19 protein-coding genes are annotated in these 24,239 nt (G+C 66.8%); 11 read left to right on the top strand and 8 right to left on the bottom strand.

What is annotated here, in order from left to right:
- Positions 1–143 precede the first annotated feature (143 nt).
- The 3 genes from MG068_RS15645 (at position 144) to pbpC (ending at position 9,162) form a co-directional block, all read left to right on the top strand.
- Entirely contained in the window at positions 144–1,604 is a 1,461-nt protein-coding gene (locus MG068_RS15645; RefSeq protein ID WP_132810617.1) for a bifunctional 2-methylcitrate dehydratase/aconitate hydratase, read from the top strand.
- Between the two features lie 204 nt (positions 1,605–1,808).
- On the top strand, positions 1,809–6,716 hold the full coding sequence (locus MG068_RS15640; RefSeq protein WP_132810616.1) for an alpha-2-macroglobulin family protein: 4,908 nt from the start codon (positions 1,809–1,811) through the stop codon (positions 6,714–6,716).
- Positions 6,717–6,780: 64 nt separating this feature from the next.
- Positions 6,781–9,162 (top strand): penicillin-binding protein 1C, encoded by a 2,382-nt coding sequence (gene pbpC / locus MG068_RS15635; RefSeq protein WP_132810615.1) that lies wholly within the window; start codon positions 6,781–6,783, stop codon positions 9,160–9,162.
- A 114-nt stretch (positions 9,163–9,276) separates the two neighbouring features.
- Here pbpC and MG068_RS15630 read toward each other — a convergent pair whose 3' ends face one another.
- Together MG068_RS15630 and MG068_RS15625 are read right to left on the bottom strand one after the other, a co-directional pair.
- The gene (locus MG068_RS15630; RefSeq protein ID WP_049421227.1) at positions 9,277–9,852 is read right to left on the bottom strand and encodes a ferritin-like domain-containing protein; all 576 of its coding nucleotides are present in this window, start codon (positions 9,850–9,852) and stop codon (positions 9,277–9,279) included.
- Positions 9,853–9,881: 29 nt separating this feature from the next.
- Positions 9,882–10,364, bottom strand: a complete 483-nt coding sequence (locus MG068_RS15625; protein WP_032127816.1) for a peroxiredoxin — start codon at positions 10,362–10,364, stop codon at positions 9,882–9,884.
- 260 nt (positions 10,365–10,624) lie between these two features.
- Here MG068_RS15625 and MG068_RS15620 point away from each other — a divergent pair, with 260 nt between their 5' ends.
- Positions 10,625–11,518, top strand: coding sequence for a DnaJ C-terminal domain-containing protein (locus MG068_RS15620; protein ID WP_106468840.1), 894 nt, complete (start codon positions 10,625–10,627; stop codon positions 11,516–11,518).
- Between the two features lie 88 nt (positions 11,519–11,606).
- On the opposite strand, the gene pilH is transcribed toward MG068_RS15620, so the two are convergent.
- Positions 11,607–11,978, bottom strand: a complete 372-nt coding sequence (gene pilH, locus MG068_RS15615) for a twitching motility response regulator PilH (RefSeq protein ID WP_005410644.1) — start codon at positions 11,976–11,978, stop codon at positions 11,607–11,609.
- 88 nt (positions 11,979–12,066) lie between these two features.
- Positions 12,067–13,062, bottom strand: a complete 996-nt coding sequence (locus MG068_RS15610) for a YhdH/YhfP family quinone oxidoreductase (RefSeq protein WP_049421229.1) — start codon at positions 13,060–13,062, stop codon at positions 12,067–12,069.
- A 153-nt stretch (positions 13,063–13,215) separates the two neighbouring features.
- Between MG068_RS15610 and hflK the strand changes: the two genes are divergently transcribed.
- The 5 genes from hflK to MG068_RS15585 all read left to right on the top strand — a co-directional run bounded on the left by hflK (position 13,216) and on the right by MG068_RS15585 (position 18,082).
- Positions 13,216–14,349 carry an FtsH protease activity modulator HflK gene (gene hflK / locus MG068_RS15605; protein WP_049401370.1) on the top strand — a complete coding sequence of 378 codons (1,134 nt, stop codon included), beginning with the start codon at positions 13,216–13,218 and terminating at the stop codon, positions 14,347–14,349.
- The gene (gene hflC / locus MG068_RS15600) at positions 14,346–15,209 is read left to right on the top strand and encodes a protease modulator HflC (RefSeq protein WP_088026795.1); all 864 of its coding nucleotides are present in this window, start codon (positions 14,346–14,348) and stop codon (positions 15,207–15,209) included. Before hflK ends, hflC begins: the two co-directional genes overlap by 4 nt.
- A gap of 67 nt (positions 15,210–15,276) precedes the next feature.
- Positions 15,277–15,462 (top strand): DUF2065 domain-containing protein, encoded by a 186-nt coding sequence (locus tag MG068_RS15595; protein ID WP_005410640.1) that lies wholly within the window; start codon positions 15,277–15,279, stop codon positions 15,460–15,462.
- 541 nt (positions 15,463–16,003) lie between these two features.
- Entirely contained in the window at positions 16,004–17,296 is a 1,293-nt protein-coding gene (locus tag MG068_RS15590) for an adenylosuccinate synthase (RefSeq protein WP_014038120.1), read from the top strand.
- Positions 17,297–17,413: 117 nt separating this feature from the next.
- Entirely contained in the window at positions 17,414–18,082 is a 669-nt protein-coding gene (locus MG068_RS15585) for a hypothetical protein (RefSeq protein ID WP_132810614.1), read from the top strand.
- On the opposite strand, the gene MG068_RS15580 is transcribed toward MG068_RS15585, so the two are convergent.
- Positions 18,018–18,692, bottom strand: coding sequence for a M23 family metallopeptidase (locus MG068_RS15580; RefSeq protein WP_132810613.1), 675 nt, complete (start codon positions 18,690–18,692; stop codon positions 18,018–18,020). The two genes, MG068_RS15585 and MG068_RS15580, sit on opposite strands and share 65 nt — an antisense overlap.
- Before the next feature lie 4 nt (positions 18,693–18,696).
- Positions 18,697–19,659: a L,D-transpeptidase family protein gene (locus tag MG068_RS15575; protein ID WP_132810612.1), complete on the bottom strand. Its 963-nt coding sequence runs from the start codon at positions 19,657–19,659 to the stop codon at positions 18,697–18,699.
- Positions 19,660–19,894: 235 nt separating this feature from the next.
- Here MG068_RS15575 and MG068_RS15570 point away from each other — a divergent pair, with 235 nt between their 5' ends.
- Positions 19,895–22,018, top strand: coding sequence for a methyl-accepting chemotaxis protein (locus MG068_RS15570; RefSeq protein ID WP_132810611.1), 2,124 nt, complete (start codon positions 19,895–19,897; stop codon positions 22,016–22,018).
- Between the two features lie 63 nt (positions 22,019–22,081).
- Here the strand turns inward: MG068_RS15570 and MG068_RS15565 are convergent, their stop codons facing one another.
- Positions 22,082–22,879 carry a hypothetical protein gene (locus MG068_RS15565; RefSeq protein ID WP_132810610.1) on the bottom strand — a complete coding sequence of 266 codons (798 nt, stop codon included), beginning with the start codon at positions 22,877–22,879 and terminating at the stop codon, positions 22,082–22,084.
- A 77-nt stretch (positions 22,880–22,956) separates the two neighbouring features.
- Positions 22,957–23,361, bottom strand: a complete 405-nt coding sequence (locus MG068_RS15560) for a hypothetical protein (RefSeq protein WP_132810609.1) — start codon at positions 23,359–23,361, stop codon at positions 22,957–22,959.
- Between the two features lie 107 nt (positions 23,362–23,468).
- Here MG068_RS15560 and MG068_RS15555 point away from each other — a divergent pair, with 107 nt between their 5' ends.
- Entirely contained in the window at positions 23,469–24,191 is a 723-nt protein-coding gene (locus MG068_RS15555) for an AraC family transcriptional regulator (protein WP_032127825.1), read from the top strand.
- The last annotated feature ends 48 nt before the right edge of the window (positions 24,192–24,239 follow it).

Genomic DNA, 24,239 nt, shown 5'->3' with positions numbered 1-24,239 from the left:
CGGCGCTGGCATCACATGCTTCGGTAGATGCCAACCTTGGTTGGCATGGCATTGGCACCGCCCGGGCAATGTCCAGCGCCAACCAAGGTTGGCGACTACCGGGATGCGCGGCCTGACCTGCTTTTCTGAAGAGGAGATCGACGATGTCCGACAGCCACACCCCATCCAACGAGCGTGCAGCGTGGGATGCGCTGCTGGTGGACATCGTCGATTACGTGCGCGACGCACGCATCGACTCACCCCTGGCGTTCCAGACCGCGCACCACTGCCTGCTCGATACGCTTGGGTGCGGACTGGAGGCACTTTCTTTCCCGGCCTGCAGCAAGCTGCTCGGTCCACTGGTGCCGGGCATCAGCGTGGTCAACGGCGCGCGCGTGCCGGGCACGCACTACGTGCTGGACCCGGTGCAGGCCGCCTTCAACCTCGGCGCAATGGTGCGTTGGCTGGATTTCAACGACACCTGGCTGGCGGCCGAATGGGGCCATCCGTCGGACAACCTGGGCGGCATCCTTGCCGTCTGCGATTGGCTGGGGCGCAACGCGCAGGCCCTGCGCCGCCCGCCGCCGACCGTGCACGACGTGCTGCTGGCGATGATCAAGGCGCACGAGATCCAGGGTGTACTGGCCCTGCAGAATTCCTTCAATCGGGTCGGGCTGGACCATGTGGTGCTGGTCAAGGTCGCCACCACCGCTGTGGTGGCGCAGCTGCTCGGGCTGGATCGCGAACGCATGCTCAATGCAGTGTCGCTGGCCTGGGTCGATGGCCAGGCGCTGCGGACCTACCGGCACGCTCCCAACACCGGCTCGCGCAAGAGCTGGGCCGCCGGCGATGCGACCAGTCGTGGCGTGCGCCTGGCCTTGATGGCGGCCAGTGGTGAGATGGGCTATCCCAGCGTGCTCAGCGCGCCAACCTGGGGCTTCGAGGCCGTGTCCATGCGCGGTCAGGCACTGACGCTGGGGCGACCGTTGGGCAGCTATGTGATGGAGAACGTGCTGTTCAAGATCAGCTACCCGGCCGAGTTCCACGGCCAGACCGCAGTGGAGGCCGCGGTCATGCTGCACCAGCAGTTGCGTGCGATGGGGCGGCGGGTCGAGGACATCGCGCACATTGCGATCCGGACCCAGGAAGCCTGCATCCGCATCATCGACAAGCAGGGCCCACTGCATAACCCGGCCGACCGCGACCACTGCGTGCAGTACATGGTCGCCATCGCGCTGCTGCACGGGCGGTTGACGGCCGAGGATTACGAGGACGACGTTGCCGCCGACCCGCGAATCGACGCACTGCGCGCGAAGATGACCTGCCATGAAGACCCGCAGCTCAGCGCCGATTACCTGGACCCGGAAAAGCGCAGCATCGCCAACGGCCTGAGCGTGCGCTTCACCGATGGCACCGAGCTGCCCGAGGTACTGGTGGAATACCCGCTGGGCCACGCGCGCCGACGTGAGGAGGGCATTCCACTGCTGATGGACAAATTCCGCCGGCACCTGGCCCACCGCTTCCCGACCAGCCAGCAGCAGCGCATCCTGGCCGCATCGCTGGACCCGGTGGCCCTGGCGGCAATGCCGGTGACCGACTACGTGGACCTGTACCTGCCGGGGTAGCAACGCTTTGGTGGGTGCCAACCTTGGTTGGCACGGGCCCAACGCCAACCAAGGTTGGCGGCTACCGGGACCGCCTTGGTCGGCACGGATCCGATCCAGCCGGGCGCGGCCCGGTGCCACCGTTCCGATGCATTCCTGCCGAATTCGCGTCAACACCTTGACGCGGCCTGCCTATAATGGCCGCCTCGATCAAGGAGTGACGACATGAGCGGTCCGGCACGGCGGAAGCGGTGGGGATGGGCGGCGGCGGTACTGGCAGGAGGCCTGTTGCTGGGCCTGGCCGGTTGTCGCAACGACAGCGGGCAGCTGCCCAAGGCCAGCGGTGAAGCGATCACCACCCAGGCCGAGCAGGTGAAGGAATTCACCCTGCTGCGCGCCTACCCGGACCAGAAGAATGACGGCCTGTCGCTGGCGTTGGAGTTCTCGCGCCCGCTGGTCGGCACCCAGGATTTCGACAAGCTGGTGCGCTTCGAAGAGAAGGTCGGCACCGACGACAGCAGCTGGACGCTGTCCGATGACGGCCTGACCCTCCGCTATCCGTTCGTGGAGGCTGGCAAGGAGTTCAGCCTGGTGGTCTCGCCCGACCTGCTGGCCGCCGATGGCAGTCGCCTGGGCAAGGAACTGAAGCAGAAGGTGTTCAGCGGCGAGCTGAAGCCGGTGGTCGGCTTCGCCTCGCAGGGCAGCGTGCTGCCGGCCAAGGACAGCCGTGGCCTGCCGGTGGTCTCGGTGAACGTGCCGGAGGTTGACGTCGAATTCCTGCGCGTGCGCGAGAAGGACCTGCCGACCTTCTTCAGCCAGTACCAGCGTGGCGGCCGCCGTGGCAGCTGGGAGCTGAGCAGCGACTACGAACGCCGCCCGATCAACAAACTGGCCGAGCCGGTCTACGTCAACCGCTTCATTCTCGGCGGCAAGAAGAACGAGCGGGTGCTGACCTACCTGCCGACCCAGGACATCAAGGAACTGCAGGAGCCGGGCCTGTACTTTGCCCTGCTCAAGCGCACCGGTGACTACGAAGGCGAGTTCGATACCGCGTTCTTCTCGGTCAGCGACATCGGCCTGCATACCCGTGCCTACAAGGACAAGCTGTTCGTGCACACCGCCGGCCTCAAGGACGGCGCGCCGCTGAAGGGCATCGACCTGCGCGTGCTCGACGCCAAGGGCGAGGTGGTACTGAAGGGCAGCACCGACGGCAACGGCAATGCGCTGCTGAACTACACGCTGGATGCCACTCACGTGCTGGTCGCCAGCACGGGCAAGGACACCAGCTTCCTGCCGTTCAACCAGCCGGCGCTGGACCTGAGCGAATTCGCCGTGGCCGGCCGTGACAATGCCTGGTTCGACGTCTATGCCTGGTCCGGGCGCGACCTGTATCGCCCGGGCGAAACCGTGCGCCTGTCCGCCCTGCTGCGCGACAACGATGGCAAGCCGGTCAAGGCTCAGCCGGTGTTCCTGCGCCTGAAGCAGCCCGACGGCAAGACCTTCCGCGAGACCCGCCTGCAGCCGGGCGAGCAGGGCTACATCAATTTCGAGCAGGTGATCCCCGCCGAGGCGCCGACCGGGCGCTGGCAGGTCGAGTTCCGCACCGACCCGGCGAGCAAGGAAGCGATCCAGGGCATGACCCTGCGCATCGAGGAGTTCCTGCCCGAGCGCATGAAGCTGGACCTGGACAGCGCACAGAAGACGCTGAAGCCGGGTGAGGACCTGCGCCTGCAGGCCAATGGCGCCTACCTGTACGGGGCGCCGGCCGACGGCAACCGTTTCACCGCGCGCATGGCGGTGGCCGCTGAGCAGCAGCCGGTCGAGGGCCTGCCGGGCTACTTCTTCGGTGACCCGACCCTGCAGCTGCCGCGCGAAGCCAAGGACGTGATCGATACCACGCTGCCGGGCAACGGCCAGCTGCGTGAGGATGTGGCGTTGCCGGAAGAGGCGGCCAAGGCCAAGGCGCCGATCGCTGTGGTGCTGTCCGGCAGCCTGTATGAAACCGGTGGCCGTACCGTCACCCGCACCCTGAAGCGGGTGATGTGGCCGGCCAACGCGCTGGTTGGCGTGCGCCCGCTGTTCAACCCCGAGGATGGTGCCGACTCCAACGGCAATGCACGCTTCGAGTTGATGCGCGTGGATGCTGCGGGCACACCGCAGCCGGCCAAGGGCCTGAAGATCACCCTGGTGCGCGAGCTGCGCGACTACCACTGGACCTTCAACGACAACCGCTGGGACTACGATTTCACCCGCCGCTTCGAGAACAAGGAAACCCGCACCGTCGACGCCGGCAGCAGCGCGGTCGCCTTCGATTTCCCGGTGGAGTGGGGCGAGTACCGGGTGGACGTGTTCGATCCGTCCACCGGCCTGACCAGCCGCTACCCGTTCCGTGCCGGCTGGAGCTGGGGCGATGACAACCGCGGCCTGGACGCGCGCCCGGACAAGGTCAAGCTGGGCCTGGACAAGACCGGGTACAAGGCCGGTGACACGCTGGAGGTGACGGTGACCCCGCCGCATGCCGGCAAGGGCATCCTGATGGTCGAGACCGACCGCATGCTGTACGTGCAGGACATCGAGGCCAAGCCGGGTTCGACCTTCAAGATTCCGGTCACCGCCGACTGGGAACGCCACGACGTCTACATCACCGCACTGGTGTTCCGCGGCGGTAGTGCGCCGAGCAAGATCACCCCGGCGCGTGCCGTGGGCGTGGTGCACGTGCCGATGGACCGCAAGGGCCGCACCGTGGCGGTCGGCCTGGTGGCGCCCAAGCAGATGCGCCCGGAACAGGACCTGCCGGTGACGGTCAGTGCACCGCAGCTGGCCGGCAAGATGGCGCACGTCACCGTCTCGGCGGTGGACGTGGGCATCCTCAACATCACCCGCTTCCCGGTGCCCGATGCCGGTGCGCACTTCTTCGCCCAGCGTCGCCTCGGCATTGATGCCTATGACATCTACAGCCGGGTGATCGAGAGCTTTGACGGCGGTGCCGGCAGGCTGAAGTTCGGTGGCGACATGGCGCTGCAGGCATTGCCGCAGGCCAAGCGCCCGACCGCGCGCGTGCAGACCGTGGACCTGTTCTCCGGCCCGGTGCAGCTCGATGCCAAGGGCATCGCCCGCATCCGCCTGAAGGTGCCGGACTTCAACGGCACCCTGCGGGTGTCGGCACTGGTCTACAGCGATGACCAGTACGGCAAGCGCGATGTGGAAACCGTGGTGCGCGCGCCGATCCTGGCCGAAGCCAGCATGCCGCGCGTGCTCGCCCCGGGCGACCGCAGCACCGTGACCCTGGACGTGCAGAACTTCACCGGCAAGCCGGGCCAGTTCAACGTGAAGGTGGAAAGCGAAGGCCCGCTGAACCTGGGCGAGGGCAGCCGCAGCGTGCAGTTGAATGCCGATGCCAAGACAACGCTGAGTTTCCCGCTGTCCGCGCGTGAGGGCCACAGCGTGGCCAAGGTGCGCGTACGTGTGGACGGCAACGGCTTCAAGGCCGACCGCCGCTACGAACTGCCGGTGCGTGCCGCGTGGCCGCAGGTGCTGCGTTCGCAGGTGCGCACGCTGGATCCGCTGGCAGCGGTCAGTCTCGACAACAGCCTGACCGATGGCCTGATGTCCGAGTCGGTGAATGCCCGCCTGCTGGTCAGCCCGCTGCCGCCGATTCCGTTCGCCAGTGCGCTGCAGGGCGCGCTGAACTACCCGTACGGCTGTGCCGAGCAGACCACCAGCAAGGGCTACGCCGCGCTGATCCTGGACCAGGCGACGTCGTCGATGCTCGGTGCCGATGGCCTGGATGCCAAGACCCGTCGCGAACGCATGGAAGGTGCGTTCGGTCGCCTGGCGTCGATGCAGGTGGCCAACGGCAACTTCTCGATGTGGGGTGACGACGGCTACGTGAACCCGTGGCTGACCCCGTACATCACCGAGTTCCTGCTCGATGCCAAGGACGCCGGTTTCGCGGTGCCGGACAACGTGCTGCAGAAGGCACTGAACCGGCTCAGCGAGGACCTGCTGTCCGGTGGCAACCAGTTCTACGGCCAGGACGACCGCGAGAAGCTGAAGTTCGCCAACCAGGCCTATTCGGGCTACGTGCTGGCCAGGGTCAACCGTGCGCCGCTGGGTACCCTGCGCACGCTGTACGACAACGAGCGCAGCAAGGCGGTCGGCGGCCTGTCGCTGGTCCATCTGGGCGTGGCGCTGTCGCTGCAGGGTGACGCCAAGCGTGGCCAGGCTGCGCTGGCCGCAGCCTTCGCCAAGTCCAGCAGCGAACGTCCGTCGTACTTCGGCGACTATGGCAGCGCCATCCGTGATGACGCGCTGATGATCGCGCTGACGCACGAGAACAAGCTGGCCAAGCCGGCCTGGGATGCCCGTGCGGTTGACCTCGGCCGAGGCCTGGATGCGCGCCGCAATGCCGGCTGGATGTGGCTGAGTACGCAGGAGCAGGTGGCCATCGCCCGTCTTGGCAAGGCCCTGGCCGCCAACCAGAAGGCACTGGTGGCCGGTGAACTGGTGATTGGTGGCAACACCGAAGCCATCGGTGAGCGCAAGCTGTTCGGCCGCAACTTCAGTGCCAGCGAACTGGCCAGTGGCGTGCGCTTCACCCCGCAGGGCCAGCCGCCGATGTTCGCCAGCATCGACGTGGCCGGCATCCCGCGCAGTGCGCCGGCACCGGACAACAGCGTGCTGGGCATTGAGCGCAGCTACTTCGGCACCGATGGCAAGCCGTGGTCGCCGCGTCCGCTGAAGGAAGGCGAAGCGCTGATCGTGCGCGTCACCGTCACCGCCGACACCACGATGCCCGATGCACTGCTGACCGACCTGCTGCCGGCCGGCCTGGAGATCGAGAACTTCAACCTGGGCGATGCCAAGCAGTGGGCCGACGTGGTGGTTGATGGCATCACCATCAGCGACCGCGGCGAAGCTGCCGACACCAAGCACGAAGAGTTCCGCGACGACCGCTATGTGGCTGCGCTGAAGCTCTCGCGTGGCAGCAAGGCCAACGTGTTCTATCTGGTGCGTGCGGTGACCCCGGGTACCTACTCGGTGCCGCCGCCGCTGGTGGAGGACATGTACCGGCCGCAGCTGCGTGGCGTCGGCCGTAGCAACCCGACCACGATCACGGTGGTACAGCCGTGACCGCGCGGACGGGCCGCGACGGCGCGGCCCGTCCCGCTGGCAAGCTCCAATCCGGCACGCTGCAATGAAGAAGACGATGTCGATCCGGCTGGCGGCCCTGCGCCGCCGGTTGCGGCCGCTGTGGCCGTGGCTGCGCTGGGGCACGGCTGCCACGCTGGCGCTGCTGCTGGTGCTGGATTTCGCCTTCCCGCCGCCGCTGCCGAAGCAGCGCGATACCAGCACCCTGGTGGTGGCTGCCGACGGTACGCCGCTGCGTGCGTTCGCCGATGCCGAGGGCGTGTGGCGCTATCCGGCATCGATCGACAGCGTCTCGCCGCTGTACCTGCAGGCGCTGCTGACCTACGAAGACCGCTGGTTCTGGCGCCATCCGGGTATCAACCCGCTGGCCATCCTGCGTGCCAGCGGCCAGCTGCTGCGCGGTGGTCGCATCGTTTCCGGCGGCTCGACCCTGACCATGCAGGTCGCGCGCATCCTCGACCCGCATACGCGCACACCCTGGGGAAAGCTCAAGCAGATTCTGCGCGCGGTGCAGCTGGAAGTGCATCTGAGCAAGCGGCAGATCCTGGCCCTGTATCTGGAGCGCGCGCCCTACGGTGGCACCATCGAGGGCGTGGAAGCGGCCAGCTGGGCCTATCTGGGCAAGCCGGCGGCGCAGCTGTCACATGCCGAGGCCGCCTTGCTGGCGGTACTGCCACAGGCACCGAGCCGGCTGCGCCCGGACCGCCACCCGGAAGCCGCGCAGAAAGCGCGTGACAAGGTGCTGTCACGCATGGCCGAACTGGGCGCGTGGACGCCGGAGGAAGTGCAGGATGCGCGCATCGAGAACGTGGTGGCACGCTCGCTGCGGCCGCCGCTGCATGCCGCGTTGCTGGCCCAGCGCCTGCACTCGGCGCATCCAGGCCAGGCACGCATCCAGAGCAGTATCGACATCGGCCTGCAGCGCACCCTGGAAGAACGCGTGGCCAGCTACTTCTCCACGCTGCCCGAGCGCACTTCGGCGGCCCTGCTGGTGGTCGACAACCAGACCCTGCAGGCGCGTGCCTATGTCGGCACGCTGGCGTTCGGTGACCGCCAGCGGCTCGGCCACGTGGACATGGTGCAGGCCTGGCGTTCGCCGGGCTCCACGCTCAAGCCGTTCCTGTATGCAATGGCGCTGGACGATGGCCTGATCCATTCGGAAAGCCTGCTGGTCGATGCGCCGCAGAGTTTCGGCAGCTACCGCCCCGGCAACTTCGACATGGCCTTCAATGGACCGATCGGCGCCTCCAGCGCGCTGCGGCTGTCACTCAACGTACCCTCGGTGGATCTGCTGCAGCGGGTCGGTCCGGCGCGCTTCGCCGCACGCCTGTCGCACTCCGGCATCCAGCTGCGCTTCCCGCCGGGCAGCACGCCCAACCTCTCGCTGATTCTGGGCGGTACCGGGGCGCGGCTGGAAGATCTGGTCGGCGCGTTCGCCGCGCTCAACCGCAACGGCATCGCCGGGCGCGTGCGCTACACCGATGACGAACCGATGATCGAGCGGCGACTGGCCTCGCCGGGCGCCAGCTGGATCGTGCGCGAAATGCTGGAATCGAACCCGCGCCCAGGCTACAGCGTCGGTACGTTCGATGTCGGTGGCCGCCCGCGGGTGGCGTGGAAGACCGGCACCAGCTATGGCTATCGCGATGCGTGGGCGATCGGCAGTACCCGCCACTACACCGTGGGTGTGTGGGTGGGCCGGCCGGATGGCACGCCGTTGCCGGGCCAGTACGGCGCGGTCACCGCACTGCCGCTGATGTTCGAGGTGGTGGACAGCCTGCCGCGCCAGCGCGGCGATTCGGCTGCCGCACCGATGCCGGCCAGTGTCAGCCAGGAAGACATCTGCTGGCCCACCGGCGAACGCGCCGAGGGCCTGCCGGCGGCGCTGTGCCAACGGCGGATGTCGGCCTATCTGCTGGACGGCGCGGCGCCGCCGACCTTCCCCGAGCGCGAGGCACGGCGCTGGCAGCCGGGGCGGCAGCGTTACCTGGCCGACGCGCGAACCGGCTTGCGTGTATCCGCTGATTGCCGTTTGCCGCATGAGGAAGTCGCGCTTGAGATCGCGCGTTGGCCGGCGTTGTTGTCACCGTGGCTGCCCAAGGCCACGCGCGCTGCCTCGCAGTTGCCGGCGCTGTCGCCGGATTGCCGCGACGACGGGCGTGAGGCCAGCGTGGCCCTGCACATCGATGGCCTCAATGATGGCGCCACGCTGGCGCGTGCGCCAAACTCGGAACATGGCGTGCGCCTGCAGCTGCGCGCGCTGGGCAGCGAACAGGTGGTGGACTGGTTGCTGGATGGACGCTGGATCGCGCAGACCCACGGCGCGCAGTTGATGCAGCGCGAGTTCGCCGATCCGGGCGCACACACTTTGACCGCGCTGGCGGCCGATGGCGCGTGGACGCAGGTGCGGTTCAACGTTCTCCGCTAGATGCCGGCCTTGGTCGGCGCGCGGCCCAACGCCAACGACACCGCCGTGCTCTGGTAGGTGCCAACCTTGGTTGGCACGCGGCAAAGACGCCCACCAAGGTGGGCATCTACCAGATCATTCCCCGATCCACCCATCCAGCAGGTCGGCGAACTCATCGGCGTGCTCCTCTTCCTGTGCAAGGATCTCTTCAAGGATGCGCTTGGTGGTGGTATCGCGGTCGCCGATGAAGTTGATCATCTCGCGGTAGCTGTCGATGGCGATGCGTTCGGCCACCAGGTTCTCGCGCACCATGTCGCGCAGGTCGCTGCCTTCCTTGTACTCGGCATGCGAGCGCGCGGTCAGCGTGTCGGGGTTGAAGTCCGGCTCGCCGCCGAGCTGGACGATGCGCTCGGCCAGCTTGCCGGCGTGCGCCTGTTCCTGCTGTGCATGTTCGAGGAATTCGGCTTTCACCGCGTCGGCCAGCATGCCCTTGGCCATGAAGTAGTGCCGGTAGTAGCGCAGCACGCATACGTACTCGGTGGCCAGTGCATCGTTGAGCAGCTTGATCACGACCTTGCGGTCGGCGCTGTAGCTGTCGGTGATCGCACCGTCTTCGATATTGCGACGGGCGCGTTCGCGCAGGGTCTTGCGGTCACTGATGCCGGGCACCTTTGCGGCAGGCTTTGCGGCTTTGGCTGGCTTGGTGGACATGGCTGGCCGTTTCCTCTTGCGGTGGAAGATCAGGTTGGCAGGTGCTCCAGCACGTATTCGGCCGAAGACACTTCGAACTGGCCGGGCTGCTCGATCCAGGCCGCACGCACCACGCCATCCACCACGTACAGGGCGAAACGGCGTGAGCGGATGCCCATGCCCGAGGCGCTGGCGTCGAGCTCCAGGCCGAGCGCACGGGTCAGTTCGGCATTGCCGTCGGACAGCATCAGCAGGCCGTCGGGCACGCTCTGGTCGGCGGCCCAGGCCTTCATCACGAACGGGTCGTTGACCGCCATGCAGTAGACATCGATGCCGCGCTGGCGGAACGCCTGGAATTTCTCGACGTAGCCGGGCAGGTGGCGCGCCGAGCAGGTCGGGGTGAACGCGCCGGGTACGGCGAACAGCACCACCTTGCGTGCGTCGAACAGCGAATGCGTATCGAGCGTTTCGATGCCCTCGCGGATGCGCTTGAGGGTCACTTCCGGAATGCGGTCGCCGACATGGATGGTCATGGGGAACTCCTTGCTGGGGCAGGCTAGTGGGCCGGATGGGACAGGGGCGTCAAGACATTGGAAAACCCGTGTGCAGGCCCCATCTTCAGGCTTTGCGGCAGGGGCTTCCAGCCACAGCGTGGCGCATGGGGATGGCAGCCGCATTGCGCAGGATCAGTCGGCCTCACCGTGGCCGCACGAGGGGCGGCGTAGCATGCCGGCGCGTAGAATGAACCCGGGGCGGCGCCACCGGCGCGGCCGAAGCAGATCGAGGTAGCTGGATGGAATTCAAGGATTACTACGCCACCCTGGGGGTGGAACCGAGCGCGGGCGAGGCGGAGATCAAGACCGCCTACCGCCGGCTGGCACGCAAGTACCACCCGGACGTCAGCAAGGAGGCCGGGGCCGAAGACAAGTTCAAGGCGGTCAACGAGGCCTACGAGGCGCTGCGCGATCCGGAAAAGCGCGCGGCCTACGACCAGCTGCGCGCGCAGGGCTATCGCCCGGGCGAGGAGTTCAACGTGCCGCCGAACTATGGTGGTGCTGGCGGTTTCAATTTCGAGGAAGTATTCGGCGGTGGCGGCCCCAATGGCGGCTTCAGCGACTTCTTCGAGAGCCTGTTCGCGCGCCAGCGTGGCGGTGGTGGTGCTGGTCCGGGGCCGGGCTTCAGCAGCCAGGGCCACGCGCCCAACCGCGACACCCGCGCCAAGCTGTCGGTTCCGCTGGAAGCGGCCTACAGCGGCGACAGCCTGCGCATCACCGTCAACGGCAAGCAGCTGGACGTGCGCGTGCCCAAGGGTATCCGCCCGGGCCAGGTGATCCGCCTGGCGGGGCAGGGCAACCACGGCGGTAACCTGCTGCTGGAAGTGGAATACGCCGCCCACCCGCAGTTCGAGGTTGATGGCCGCAACATCCTCTACACGCTGCCGGTCACGCCGTGGCAGGCCGCGCTGGGTACGAGCATCAGCGTGCCGACCCTGGGTGGAGCGGTGGAACTGAAGATTCCGGCCGATTCCGATGCCGGCCGCAAGCTGCGCCTGCGTGGCCGTGGGCTGCCGGGCAATCCGGATGGCGACCAGATCGTCGAGATCGAGATCGTGGCCCCGGCCGCGACTGACGAGGCGCAGAAGAAGGCGTACCGGAACCTGGCCAAGGCCTTCGGCGAGACCATTTGAAGGTAGTGCCGGCCGCTGGCCGGCAACTTCATTGCCCGGGACGGTGATGCGTGGTTGCCGGCCAGCGGCCGGCACTACCGCGCGTGTCTCAGCCCTGCCCGGCGAACACCCGTTCCAGCACCTCGGACAGTTCGTCTTCCGAGAACGGCTTGGTGATGTAGGCCTTGGCGCCCTGGCGCATGCCCCACATGCGGTCGGTGTCCTGGTCCTTGGTGGTCACCAGGATCACCGGGATATGCCGGGTCGCCTCGTCGCGGGCGAGGGTGCGGGTGGCCTGGAAGCCATTGAGGTTGGGCATCACCACGTCCATCAGGACCAGGTCGGGCAGCTCGGCCTTGGCGGTTTCGACCCCGGCGGCGCCATCGGTGGCGGTCAGGATCTGGTGCCCGAGCTTCTCGACGATGCGCTGTATCCCCAACAGCTGCGACGGTGAGTCGTCGACGATCAGAATGCGTGCCATGTTGTTCCCCATGTAATGCCCGCAGTGTAGTGCGGGCCCATTACTGGCGGGAGGGGCGCATCTGCCGTCCGTCGCCTGCCTGCGACGTTCAGTCGATCCGCACCACGGTGCGGCCCAGCGAACCGCCCGCCAGCATCCGTTCGAACACGGCAGGAAGGCCATCGAGGCCGACTTCGGCGGTGCAGATGCGGTCCAGCTGCTGCGGCTTCCAGTCACTGCCCAGCCGCGACCACACTTCTTCGCGCAGCCCGCGCGGTGCATTGGCCGAGGACACGCCCAGCAGTGACACGCCGCGCAGGATGAACGGCATCACCGTCATGTCCAGCGTCGGGCTGGCTGCCAGGCCGGCACTGACCACGCTGCCGTAGGGCACCGTCTGTGCCAGCAGGCTGGCAAGCATGTCGCCTCCGGCATTGTCGAGGCCCCCGCCGAAGCGGGCCGACTGCAGTGGGCCGGTGTCGGACAGTGCCTCGCGCGGTAGTACTTCAGTGGCGCCGATACCATGCAGGAACTCGGCCTGGTCCGGTTTGCCGCTGACTGCGTGCACGGTGTAGCCGGCACGACTGAAGATCGACAGCGCCAGCGCGCCGACACCGCCGCTGGCGCCGGTGACCGCCAACGGGCCGAGTTCCGGCACCTGCCGGTTGTCCTGCATGCGCAGCAGCGCCAGCGCCGCCGTGAAGCCGGCGGTGCCCAGCACCATCGCCTCGCGCGGGCTGAGCCCGGCCGGCTGGGCAATCACCGCACGCGACTCCAGCCGCACATACTGGCTGTAGCCGCCATCGCGGGTTTCGCTGAGGCCGCAGCCGGTGGCCAGCACCGCATCGCCTTCACGCCAGTCTGGATCGGTGCTGGCAACCACGGTGCCGGCCACGTCGATGCCCCCCACCAGCGGGAAGCGGCGCAGGATCCTGCCCTTGCCGGTGCCCGCCAGGGCATCCTTGTAGTTGACCGAAGACCAGTGGGCGCGGATCAGTACCTGGCCGGGGTTGAGGTCGTCGACATTGAGCTGGGCCAGGCCGCTGCGGTAGCCGGCGTCGTCGTTTTCGATGCGGAAGGCGGTGAACGGGGTGGTGGGGGCCATCGGCGTTGCCTGACTTCGAGGAAAACGCCACCTTACCCCGTTGCCCCCCTTTCGATCCTGCCGATCCGCCCCATCTTGTATGATCGGTGATGGTTTCACGGCTGGTGGTGCGGGAAGGGCCCGCGCCGCAGCCCAAATCTTGATGGAGCGTGCATGGCCTGGAATACACCCGGCGGCAACAAGGGCGGACAAGGCCCCGAGGACAATCGACGCGGGCCCTTCGGGTCGCGCGGCGGTGGCAATGGTGGTGGCTGGGGCGGACTGCCCGGGCCGCTGAAGGACCTGTTCGACGGTGGCATCATGCGTTGGGTGGTGGCAGCCGTGGTGTTGCTGGTGCTGTTCTCCAGCTTCCAGCTGATCGGCGAACAGCAGCGTGGCGTGGTGCTGCGCTTCGGCCAGTTCTCGCGCATCCTGCAGCCCGGCCCGAACTTCAAGCTGCCGTGGCCGATCGAATCGGTCACCAAGGTCAATGCCACCGAGATCAAGACCTTCTCGATCCAGGTGCCGGTGCTGACCCGCGACGAGAACATCGTCAACGTCTCGCTGAACGTCCAGTACCGCATCGACGACCCGCAGCAGTACCTGTTCGGCACGGTCGATGCCAACCAGGTGCTGGAGCAGTCGGCGCAGAGCGCGGTGCGCGAGGAAGTCGGCCGTGCCGACCTCAACGCGGTACTGAACAACCGTGGCCCGTTGGCCGTGGCCGCCGAGGAGCGCCTGCAGGCGCTGCTGAAGGCGTTCAAGACCGGCCTGACCGTGACCGGCCTGACCCTGCAGGACGCCCGTCCGCCGGAAGAAGTGAAGCCGGCCTTCGACGAGGTCAACGGTGCCCAGCAGGTCAAGGAACGCTTGATCAACGAAGCCCAGGCCTACGCCGCCAAGGTCGTGCCGGAAGCCCGAGGCCAGGCCTCGCGTGCCCGTACCACCGCCGAAGGCTACAAGCAGGCCGTGGTCTCCAAGGCTGAGGGTGACGCGCAGCGCTTCAGCCTGTTGCAGGCCCAGTACAAGGACGCCCCGGAAGTGACCCGCAAGCGCCTGTGGCTGGAGACCGTGCAGCAGGTGCTGAGCGAGAACCGCAAGGTGATCGGTGGCGATGGCCGCCAGCTGATCTACGTGCCGATGACCGGCGATACCCGTCCCACCACCTCGGCGCCGCCGGGAGTGACCAATCCGGAGGTGGTGATGCCGTCGCTGCCGGGTGCAGCGGCGGAAGCTTCCCGTGATCCGGGCCGGCCGGTGGGCCGCCCGACCGGGCGACCGAGCGGCCGTGAGGAGGGCAGCCGATGAAGAGTCCTATCTGGATCGCCGTGATCGTGGCGGTGGTGCTGGGCCTGCTTGGCTCGGTGTACGTGGTCCGTGAGGACCAGACCGCCATGGTGCTGAACCTGGGCAAGGTGGTGCGTTCGGACATCAAGCCGGGCCTGCACTTCAAGGTGCCGGTGGTGGAAACGGTGAAGGTCTTCGACCGCCGCTTCCAGGTGCTCGACACCGCCCCGGCGCGTTACTTCACCGCCGAGCAGAAGGACGTCAGCGTCGACTTCTTCGCCATCGGCTACATCTCCAACGTGGGTGACTACTTCCGTGCCACCGGTGGCGATCCGCGCATCGCCAATGCCCGCCTGGCACCGATCATCACCGACTCGCTGCGCAACCAGATCAACTCGCGCACCCTGCAGCAGCTGGTCTCCGGCGACCGCAGCGAGCTGATCGCCGAGCAGCTGAAGGGGATCAACGAAGCGGTGGCCGGCCTCGGCATGCAGATGATCGACCTGCGCATCAAGCAGGTGGACCTGCCGACCGACAGCCAGGTGATCAATGACGTGTACGAGCGCATGCGTGCGCAGCGCAAGCAGGAAGCGGCCAAGCTGCGTGCGGAGGGCGAGGAGCAGTCGCTGACCATCCGCGCCCAGGCTGACCGTGACAGCACCGTGCTGATCGCCGAAGCCGAGCGTGATGCACAGCGCCTGCGCGGTGAAGGCGATGCCGATGCGGCGCGCATCTACGGCAAGGCCGGCTCGGCCGACCCGTCGTTCTATGCGTTCTACCGCAGCCTGGAGGCCTACCGTGGCTCCATGAGCGACGGCAACGGCGTGATCGTGCTCGACAAGAACGACCCGTTCCTGCAGTACCTGAAGAACGACCGCTGAGGTCGCAGGGCAGTACCCCACGGGGCCCGGCCAGATGCCGGGCCCCGTGCTTTTTCCGGAGTCCCCCATGAAAGATCTGTTCGCCGCCGTCTGCCTGGTGGCGGTGCTGGAAGGCCTGTTCCTGTTCGTCGCCCCGTTCGCCTGGAAGCGCATGGCCGAGCGCCTGCTGGACCTGCCCAGCCCGGCCCTGCGCAGCTTTGGCGGGCTGGTGCTGCTGGCCGGCCTGAGCCTGCTGTGGTGGGCGCGGCATTGAAAGGGTAGTGCCGGCCGCTGGCCGGCAACCTGGGATTGCCCACCAGCGGCCGCCTGCGTTCACATGCGTGGCCCGGCTCTGGTAGCTGCCAACCTTGGTTGGCATTGCCGGCCAGCGGCCGGCACTACCGGGAGGTGCCTGACCGGCCGGCACATGCGTGGTCCGGCTCTGGCAGATGCCAACCTTGGTTGGCATTGCCGGCCAACGGCCGGCACTACCGGGAGGCACCTGACCGGCCGGTACATGCGTGGCCCGGCTCTGGTAGATGCCAACCTTGGTTGGCATTGCCGGCCAACGGCCGGCACGACCGGGCGGGGCGGCTGACCGGCCGGTGAAGCCGTCCGTCGGAAAGGTGGCACCCGACCCCGGAAACCCGGATAATGCACAAAAGCCGGACGGGCCTCCCCGTTCGGCTTTTTCCGTGTCTGGGCCTTCCATCGCCGGCTGCTCCCCGTTTGGAGCCGCCCTCCAGGTGCTGGCCAGCCCCGCCACGGTTCAACCGTCCGCGGCCCCGATGGCCGCAACATATGAGGAGCCCGTCATGGGTCAGTCTGTCGTAGTGTTGGGTGCCCAGTGGGGCGATGAAGGCAAGGGCAAGATCGTCGATCTGCTCACTGAGGAAATCGGCGCCGTCGTGCGCTTCCAGGGCGGCCACAACGCCGGCCACACCCTGGTCATCAACGGTAAGAAGACCGTCCTGCACCTGATCCCGTCGGGCATCCTGCGTGACGATGCGCTGTGCCTGATCGGCAACGGCGTGGTGATCTCGCCGGCCGCGCTGCAGAAGGAAATCGCCGAGCTGGAAGCCTCCGGCGTGGAAGTGCGTTCGCGCCTGAAGATCTCCCCGGCCGCGCCGCTGATCATGCCGTACCACATCGCCCTGGACCAGGCGCGCGAGCGCGCTGCCGGCGGCAAGGCGATCGGCACCACCGGCCGTGGCATCGGCCCGGCCTACGAAGACAAGGTGGCGCGTCGCGGTATCCGCATCGCCGACCTGCATTACCCGAAGCAGCTGGAAGAACTGCTGCGCACCGCGCTGGATTACCACAACTTCGTGCTGACCAAGTATCTGAACACCGATGCGGTCGATTTCCAGAAGACCTTCGACGAAGCGCTGGCCTTCGGCGAATACGTGCAGCCGATGAAGTCCGACGTGGCCGGCATCCTGCACGACCTGCGCAAGCAGGGTAAGCGCGTGCTGTTCGAAGGCGCGCAGGGTGCGCTGCTGGACATCGACCACGGCACCTACCCGTACGTCACCAGCTCCAACACCACCGTGGGTGGTGCACTGGCCGGTTCCGGCGTCGGCGCCGATTCGATCGACTACGTGCTGGGCATCGCCAAGGCCTACGCCACCCGCGTCGGCGGCGGCCCGTTCCCGACCGAACTGGACGACGAAGTCGGCCAGGGCATCCGTGACCGCGGCGCCGAGTACGGTGCCTCGACCGGCCGTCCGCGTCGCTGCGGCTGGATGGACATCGTCGCGCTGAAGCGCGCAGTGGCCATCAACGGCATCAGCGGCCTGTGCATCACCAAGCTGGACGTGCTGGATGGCATGGAAAAGCTGAAGGTCTGCATCGCCTACGAATACAACGGCAAGCGCACCGAGTACGCGCCGCTGGACGCGCAGGGCTGGGAAGACTGCACCCCGGTGTACCTGGAGTTCCCGGGCTGGAGCGAGAACACCCACGGCATCACCAACTGGGACGACCTGCCGCCGGCTGCGCGCGCCTACCTGCGTTCGCTGGAAGAGCTGGCCGGCTGCCCGATCAGCATCGTCTCCACTGGCCCGGATCGCGACCACACCATGGTCCTGCAGGATCCGTTCGCCTGAGGTGGCGTCGGGCGCTGCCCGGCGTAGGTGACAGGAAGAGCCCCGCGAAAGCGGGGCTTTTTCGTTACTGTGTCGGCACGGCCGGCAGGGAGGTGACGTGATGACCCGGATGTCAGCGTGAAGGGCGTAACGGTGGTGCGGATCACCCTGTGGGTGCTGTGGAGCCTGTGGGCGCTTGCCTGCGCGGTGCTGGTGCTGGGCGCGATCGCCAACCACATGGCCTCACGCACGCAGGTGCTGCCTCTGGTGCTGAGCCCGGGTGCGACGGCCGAGGTCACGGTCTACCGCTTCATCGATGACCAACTGCGGCTGCGCCTGCGTTACGCGGATGACGGTACTGCCACGGCGATCGATCCTGAGGTGCGCCTGCGCGCGGAAACCCCGACAGATCAAACTGACTTCCGCGCCAAAACGCGTTCGGGCGTGCCGGGTTCCGGCATCACCCGCGCGCTGGAATCGGTTGAGCCTGCTGGATTTGCCGCCTCGTACTTCGGTTATGGCCGGGGGGATGCGCTGCCGCGCGGGCGCTCGTGGCTGCGGGTGACTGTTCTGGCGGTCGAGCCCGCGCTGGCGGGGCGCGCGGCCTCGGTGGAACTGCTGCCACCGATGGACGTACTGAAGCTGACCGACCTGGACTACGCGTGGCTGTGGCCGTTCTTCTTCTGGAAGGTGGCGGCGTTGTTCCTGCTGATTCCGGGCGCTGCGCTGGTGGTATTCACCATCACCTTGCGGCACTGGCAGCGTCAGGCGTCGAAGCCGCCTGTTTCAACAGCGGATACGGATTGATCGACTCTCCCTTCCACCACTGTTTTTCCGGACCCAGCAGGTGCACCTCAAAGTGCAGGTGCGGGGCCTCGGTGCTGGCGTTACCGGTGCTGCCCACGTAACCGATCACCTCTCCGCGCTTGATCACCTGCTTCTCCGCCAGGCCATCGGCGTAGCGCTGCAGATGCGCGTAGTAGTAGCACCAGCGCCCGCTGGGCTCGAACTGGTAAATCGTCAAGCCGCCGCGCTCGCTGTCGAACAGTTTTTCAACCGTTCCATCGGCCACCGCCAGCACCGGCGTACCGGCATCGGCCATGATGTCGATGGCATCGTGCACGCGTCCCTCGCTGCGGGCATCGGTGAAGGTATCGCGCAGCTGGGACGCCTGGATACCCTGCACCGGCAGCAGCAGACCGGATGGTGCATCCGCAGTCTGCGCGGCCGACGGCGCGGTGTTGGCGGGTGGGGCTGTTGCGGGTGTCGCTACAGATTCCTTCGCCGGCGCCGCTGCCAGTGCCGATTGCGCTTGCGGCAGCGGGGCGGGTACCGGATCACCCGCATCGCGGTGCAGCCACCAGCCTGCACCCAGCCCCAGCAGAACGCCCAGCACGATCAGTTGCGAAAGGCGCATCGGCTCACTCCTGCATCACCACGGGTACCGAGGTATCCACGGCATCGGCCACGCGCAGCGCATCCCAGTTGGTCATGCGCACGCAGCCATGCGATTCGGTCTTGCCCACATGGCCGGGTTCGGGCGTGCCATGCAGGCCGTAATGCGGCTTGGACAGATCGATCCAGACCCGCCCGACCGGATTGTTCGGACCCGGTGGCAGGGTGGCCTTCTTTTCGCCCTTGCGGGCATCCCAGAACAGTTTCGGGTTGTAGTGGAACGGCGGGTCGCGGTAAACGCCCAGGATCTTCCATTCGCCGATCGGTAACGGGTCGTGCTGGCTGCCCGACGACACCGGCACCTGTGCGATCACCTTGCCCTGCGCATCCAGCAGCTGCAGCGTGGAGTCGGATTTGTCGACCACGATCTTCGCCGCCTTCGGCAATGCGGCCAGTGCGATGTTGGGTACCTGGATGCGGCTGCCGGCCTTGGTCAGGTCCACGCCGGGATTGAGCGCCTTCATCAGCTCAGGGGAGGCATGGAAGCGCTCGCCGAGGGCTTCTTCCACACTGCCGTAGCCCAGCGATGTGAGCTTGGCCTGGGCGGCGGGCCCTTTCGGTGTGGCCTGGAACGGACCGGCAACATCCTCAGCAGTCAGCGTGTAGCTGGCCAGCGGCCCAACGGTATCGGCCTGCAGGGCCTTCCAGGTGGTGTCGTCCAGTTCGCCCGTTACGTCCAGCCCATGCGCTGCCTGGAAACCCGACACCGCGCGTCGCTGGTTGCTGCCCATTTCGCCATCGATCTGGCCAGGGGAGAAATTCGCGCGATCCAGCAGCACCTGGGCGTGCAGGGCGGAGTGGGGTGCGGTATCCGGTCCGGCCGTTTCGGCAATGGGTGCGGGCAAGTGGGGCGGCGGCGCCTGCGCGAAGGCTGGCGACGCCAGCAGCGAGAGAGCGAGCAGGGTGGATCGGGACACGGGCAAGGGCATTGGGATCTCCAGCAGGTCACGCCACCACCTTGCCCGCAGCAGCCGCCGAGCCACCGTGAAAGGGATCTGATGCCCGCATGAGCAGCCATGGGTATTGCAGCCGTGTCCAGCGCGCAGGTGCTGCTGCGCAGGGGGCTCACCAAGGTGAACGGTGGCCGACGCCGTCGACGGACGGCGATCAAGATTGCCTGCCGGGCCGCCGATAAGGGCGCATCCCCCCGTTTTGGATACCCCCATGAACTACTTGAGGAACGTCAGGGTTGCCTGGCGTCTTGGGCTGGGCTTTGGCCTGTTGCTGCTGCTGGTTGCCGCCGTGGTGGCCACCGGCGCCACCGCCAGTGTCGTGCAGAAGCGCGCGATGCAGCAGGTGGTCGATGTCAGCGTGGCCAAGGTGCGCCTGCTGTCGCAGATGCTCGATGCCAACAACCAGATGATGGTGGTGCGCCGCGAGATGCTGATCCGCCAGGGCGAAGACCGCGGCCACGACGAGCAGCGCATCGCCGATCTGGTGAAGCGCTACGAGGCCAGCTGGACCGCCTACCAGGCGCTGCCCAGCGACGCCGACGGCAAGGCCATTGCCGAAACCATCGCCGCCAAGCGTGCCATTGCGCGCCCGCTCAACAAGCAGACCAGCGAACTGATGGAGCAGGGCGACTACCCGGGCGCCGTGGCGCTGACCCTGGGGCCGGTGCAGGAAGCGGCCAATGGCTGGAACAAGGCGCTGTCCGATGGCGTGGACTTCGAAGAGAAGGAAAGCCGTGATGCCGCCGCCGAGGCGATTCGTCTGGGTGAGCGCAGTCTGCTGCAGCTGCTGGTGCTGGGCGGTGTCGCGCTGCTGGTGGGCATCGGTGCCTCGGTGATGATCGGCCGCAGCCTGACCGGCCCGCTGGCCCGCGCCGTGAACCTGGCCGAACGCCTGTCCAAGGGACAGTTGGACCAGGAGTTTCGTCTTGGTGGCCGCGATGAACTGACCCAGCTGGGCGAAGCGATGGCCAGTGTGCGGCAGAGTGTGCAGGCGGCGATCGGCGCACAGCTGCAGATGGCCGAACAGCATGAGGCCGGCGCGATCCGCTATCGCATGGACGTCACGGCGTTCCCCGGCGACTTCGGCCGCATGGTGCAGGCCACCAACAGCCTAGTCGAATCGCACGTGCAGGTGGAACTGCTGATGGCTGAAGTGATGCAGCGCTACGCCATCGGCGACCTCAGCCGTGACCTGCCGGATTACCCGGGCGAGAAGGGAACGCTAACCCGCACCCTGGCGGCAGTGAAGCAGAGCCTGATGGCGATCAACGCGCAGATCGATGAACTGGCCCGCGCCGCACGCGCCGGTGATTTCAGCATGCGTGGCGATGCCGCAGCGTTCCAGTACCAGTTCAAGGCGATGGTCGAGCACCTCAACGGCATGATGGCCAGTTCGCAGGCCAGCATCGCCGACGTCTCCGACGTCCTGCGTGCAATCTCGCACGGCGACCTGACCGCACGCATGGAGGGCGAGTACGACGGTGTGTTCGCGCGCATGCGCGACGACGCCAACACCACCACCGCACAGCTGACCGGCATCGTGCGGGGCATCCAGGTGGCCGCCGACAGCATCAACAACGCAGCGCAGGAACTGGCCGCCGGCAACAACGACCTGTCGCGCCGCACCGAGCAGCAGGCCGCCAACCTGGAAGAGGCCGCAGCATCGATGGAGGAGCTGACCTCCACCGTGCGCCAGAATGCCGAGCTGGCCCGTCAGGCCGACAGCGAAGCGCATGCCGCCGGTGCCGCAGTGCGCGAGACCGAGCAGGCAATGGCACAGATGGCATCGGTGATGGGCGAGATCGATCAGTCATCGGCACGCATCTCGGAGATCTCCACGGTGATCGACGGCATTGCGTTCCAGACCAACATCCTGGCGCTGAATGCTGCGGTGGAAGCGGCGCGTGCAGGTGAGCAGGGGCGTGGTTTTGCCGTGGTTGCCAGCGAAGTGCGCACGCTCGCGCAGCGTGCCGGTGTCGCCGCCAAGGAGATCAAGGAGCTGATCGAAGACGCCGCTGCGAAGGTGAAGAGCGGCCTGGCAGTGACCGTTGAATCGGAAGCCGCGATCGCCCGCGTGGCACAGGCAAGTTCGCGCACCACCCAGCTGATGAGCGACATCGCAGCGGCAAGCAAGGAACAGGCCGCCGGTATCGAGCAGGTCAACCAGGTGGTGGTGCAGATGGACCAGGTGACCCAGCAGAACGCTGCGCTGGTGGAAGAAGCCACCGCCGCCAGCCGCGCACTGGAAGAACAGGCGCATGCACTGACCACGTCGGTGTCGGTGTTCAAGGTGGAAGGCGACACAGCTTCGGTTGTGCCGCGTCGCGCAGCCTGAGCTGCTGCGCGGTAAGCGTTGTGGTGCCGGTCACACCATGGGCGTCCATGGTGTGACCGGATGTCAGTCCACGACTTTGCTGATATGTCCGTTCTCAATCTTCCAGATCACGTCCTTGGCCGTACTCACGAACAGTGGCGCGCGTGCCCAGAGACTCCAGTAAACGTGGACCTCGGTCGGCGTTGGATCGAGTAGGTGGGTCACCATCATGGCACCCTTCCGCGGTGGACGCTGCAGCGTGATGCAGGAGAGGGTGTAAGGCCGGCTGGAAGTGATCTTTTCATCCGCGATTTCCACGCGATGGCTTCCCCCCAGAGGCACCGCTGCAGGATCGAATGTGCCGGGAAGCAGGTAGACACTCCAGGCATTTGCCGTGCCGTCCACGTTCGGTAGCACGACCGTGTTGTAGTTCTTCGAGCACGCTTGAAACTTGCTGCTCAATGCCAGTGCACGCGCAGCTGCCGCGCCGGCCTCATAAGGCGATAGTGGCTCGGGTGGCGACAGGGTCTGTACAGGACCGGCAAGCGTTCCCTTGTCGTCGGTGACTACCCGATACAGCACGCTACTGTCACCTCCGAGGATACTGACGACATAGCGGTTGTCGCGTTGTTCGGTGACCCATCCAGCAACGCGGTCATCCTTGCGCATTCCCTTCGCTACGAGTGCGTCGGTTGCGCGTTCGGCGGCAAGATCATGTTCAAACAATGACCGGCCGAGAGATTCGATCCGCGCAATATCGGCGTCCGCAGTCGCGGTCGCAGCCTGACGGGATTCGTGGGGTGGGTCAGAGGCGGTGATCGCATGCGCAGCGGGTGCCATCGATAGCAGGGCTGCCAAAGCTGCGGAGCATTGGACATTCATGGATGATTCCCCTTTGCCGCGTCCAGCGGCTTGGAGAAGTATGGCTGATCTGCGGGCTGCAATCCCGATTGACGGGCTCAGCTGCTGGCGCGGGTACGTGCCGCTTTCTTCGCCGCCACCTTTCGCGCGGTCTTCCTCGCCGCACGGGTCTTCGCCGCTTTCTTCGCGGCAGCACTACGCGATGCAGGGGTGGTGGCCTTCTTCGCCACCGTCTTCTTTGTTGCCTTCTTCGTGGCCGTCTTGCGGGCCGGCGCCTTCTTCGTAGCAGTCTTCTTGGCAGCCACCTTCCTGGTGGTGACCTTCTTCGCCACCTCGCGCCCACTGCCACTGCGCTTGCCGCCGCCGTCCTGCTTGTTCACAGTGGCCCAGGCGATGCGCTCTGCGGTGCTTTCGCTGGCACCGCGCTCGCGCTCGCTCTCTTCGATGTGCTCGGCCTGGCGCTTCTGCTTTTCGGTATAGGCGGACTTGTCACCGCGGGGCATGGCCTGTTCTCCGGTGGGGGCTGGCCCCCACGGTGGGCCTAGCGGCGTTAAGCGCAAGTCCCGCAAGGGTGATCGCACCGGCAAGGGGCCTCGGCTATGCTTGTGGCATGCGAGTCGAGCCCGCCGACATCGAAGCCCTGTTCGACGCCATCCCGGATGTGCTGTTCTTCATCAAGGACCTTCAGGGGCGTTACACCCACGTCAACCAGACCATGCTGCGGCGGCTGGGTCTGCGCGCGCGCAAGGACGTGATCGGACGTACCGCGGCCGAGATCTACCCGACCGGCCTCAGTGCGGACTACGTCGACCAGGACGCCCGCGTGCTGTCCGGTGAGGTGATCGAGAACCTGATGGAGCTCCACCTGTTCGCCAACCGTGAACCGGGCTGGTGCCTGACCTGCAAGCGCCCGCTGGTGGTCGATGGGGCCATCGAGGGCCTGATCGGCATATCCCGCGACCTCGGCCAGAAGGACAGCCTGGGCACCCAATACGAGCAGCTGCGGCTGGCCCTGGCCCACCTCAATGCGCACTACGCCGAGAACGTGCGCATGCAGACCCTGCTGGACATCACCGGCTTCTCGCTGTCGAAGCTGGAGCGCAGCTTCCGCAAGGTGTTCCAGATGACCCCGCAGCAGGTGCTGACCCGGCTGCGGATCCAGATGGCCATGCACCTGCTGCACGGTGACGACAGCATCGCCTGCATCGGCCAGGCCTGCGGTTTCAGCGACCAGAGCGCCTTTACCCGCAAGTTCAAGGCTGAAACCGGTTTCTCGCCGCGCGCCTACCGGGCCCGTATTGGTGGCAACGTCGGCGAGCCGGCGCTGGCCTGAGCCGCCTGCTGCGCTGTGCCTATCCCCGTGGGCACGGGACAGGGTAAG

It is taken from the genome of Stenotrophomonas sp. ASS1 (assembly GCF_004346925.1).
Classification (GTDB): Bacteria; Pseudomonadota; Gammaproteobacteria; order Xanthomonadales; family Xanthomonadaceae; genus Stenotrophomonas; species Stenotrophomonas maltophilia_A.
The sequence above is the reverse complement of the archived record's forward strand: the minus strand, read 5'-3'. Positions and strand labels throughout refer to the sequence as shown.

What these genes read in the sequence shown, in the direction of transcription:
- MG068_RS15645 (WP_132810617.1), top strand. Translation starts at nt 144, where the DNA reads ATGTCCGACAGCCACACCCCATCCAACGAGCGTGCAGCGTGGGATGCG.
- MG068_RS15640 (WP_132810616.1), top strand. Translation starts at nt 1,809, where the DNA reads ATGAGCGGTCCGGCACGGCGGAAGCGGTGGGGATGGGCGGCGGCGGTA.
- pbpC (WP_132810615.1), top strand. Translation starts at nt 6,781, where the DNA reads ATGAAGAAGACGATGTCGATCCGGCTGGCGGCCCTGCGCCGCCGGTTG.
- MG068_RS15630 (WP_049421227.1), bottom strand. Translation starts at nt 9,852, where the DNA reads ATGTCCACCAAGCCAGCCAAAGCCGCAAAGCCTGCCGCAAAGGTGCCC.
- MG068_RS15625 (WP_032127816.1), bottom strand. Translation starts at nt 10,364, where the DNA reads ATGACCATCCATGTCGGCGACCGCATTCCGGAAGTGACCCTCAAGCGC.
- MG068_RS15620 (WP_106468840.1), top strand. Translation starts at nt 10,625, where the DNA reads ATGGAATTCAAGGATTACTACGCCACCCTGGGGGTGGAACCGAGCGCG.
- pilH (WP_005410644.1), bottom strand. Translation starts at nt 11,978, where the DNA reads ATGGCACGCATTCTGATCGTCGACGACTCACCGTCGCAGCTGTTGGGG.
- MG068_RS15610 (WP_049421229.1), bottom strand. Translation starts at nt 13,062, where the DNA reads ATGGCCCCCACCACCCCGTTCACCGCCTTCCGCATCGAAAACGACGAC.
- hflK (WP_049401370.1), top strand. Translation starts at nt 13,216, where the DNA reads ATGGCCTGGAATACACCCGGCGGCAACAAGGGCGGACAAGGCCCCGAG.
- hflC (WP_088026795.1), top strand. Translation starts at nt 14,346, where the DNA reads ATGAAGAGTCCTATCTGGATCGCCGTGATCGTGGCGGTGGTGCTGGGC.
- MG068_RS15595 (WP_005410640.1), top strand. Translation starts at nt 15,277, where the DNA reads ATGAAAGATCTGTTCGCCGCCGTCTGCCTGGTGGCGGTGCTGGAAGGC.
- MG068_RS15590 (WP_014038120.1), top strand. Translation starts at nt 16,004, where the DNA reads ATGGGTCAGTCTGTCGTAGTGTTGGGTGCCCAGTGGGGCGATGAAGGC.
- MG068_RS15580 (WP_132810613.1), bottom strand. Translation starts at nt 18,692, where the DNA reads ATGCGCCTTTCGCAACTGATCGTGCTGGGCGTTCTGCTGGGGCTGGGT.
- MG068_RS15575 (WP_132810612.1), bottom strand. Translation starts at nt 19,659, where the DNA reads ATGCCCTTGCCCGTGTCCCGATCCACCCTGCTCGCTCTCTCGCTGCTG.
- MG068_RS15570 (WP_132810611.1), top strand. Translation starts at nt 19,895, where the DNA reads ATGAACTACTTGAGGAACGTCAGGGTTGCCTGGCGTCTTGGGCTGGGC.
- MG068_RS15565 (WP_132810610.1), bottom strand. Translation starts at nt 22,879, where the DNA reads ATGAATGTCCAATGCTCCGCAGCTTTGGCAGCCCTGCTATCGATGGCA.
- MG068_RS15560 (WP_132810609.1), bottom strand. Translation starts at nt 23,361, where the DNA reads ATGCCCCGCGGTGACAAGTCCGCCTATACCGAAAAGCAGAAGCGCCAG.
- MG068_RS15555 (WP_032127825.1), top strand. Translation starts at nt 23,469, where the DNA reads ATGCGAGTCGAGCCCGCCGACATCGAAGCCCTGTTCGACGCCATCCCG.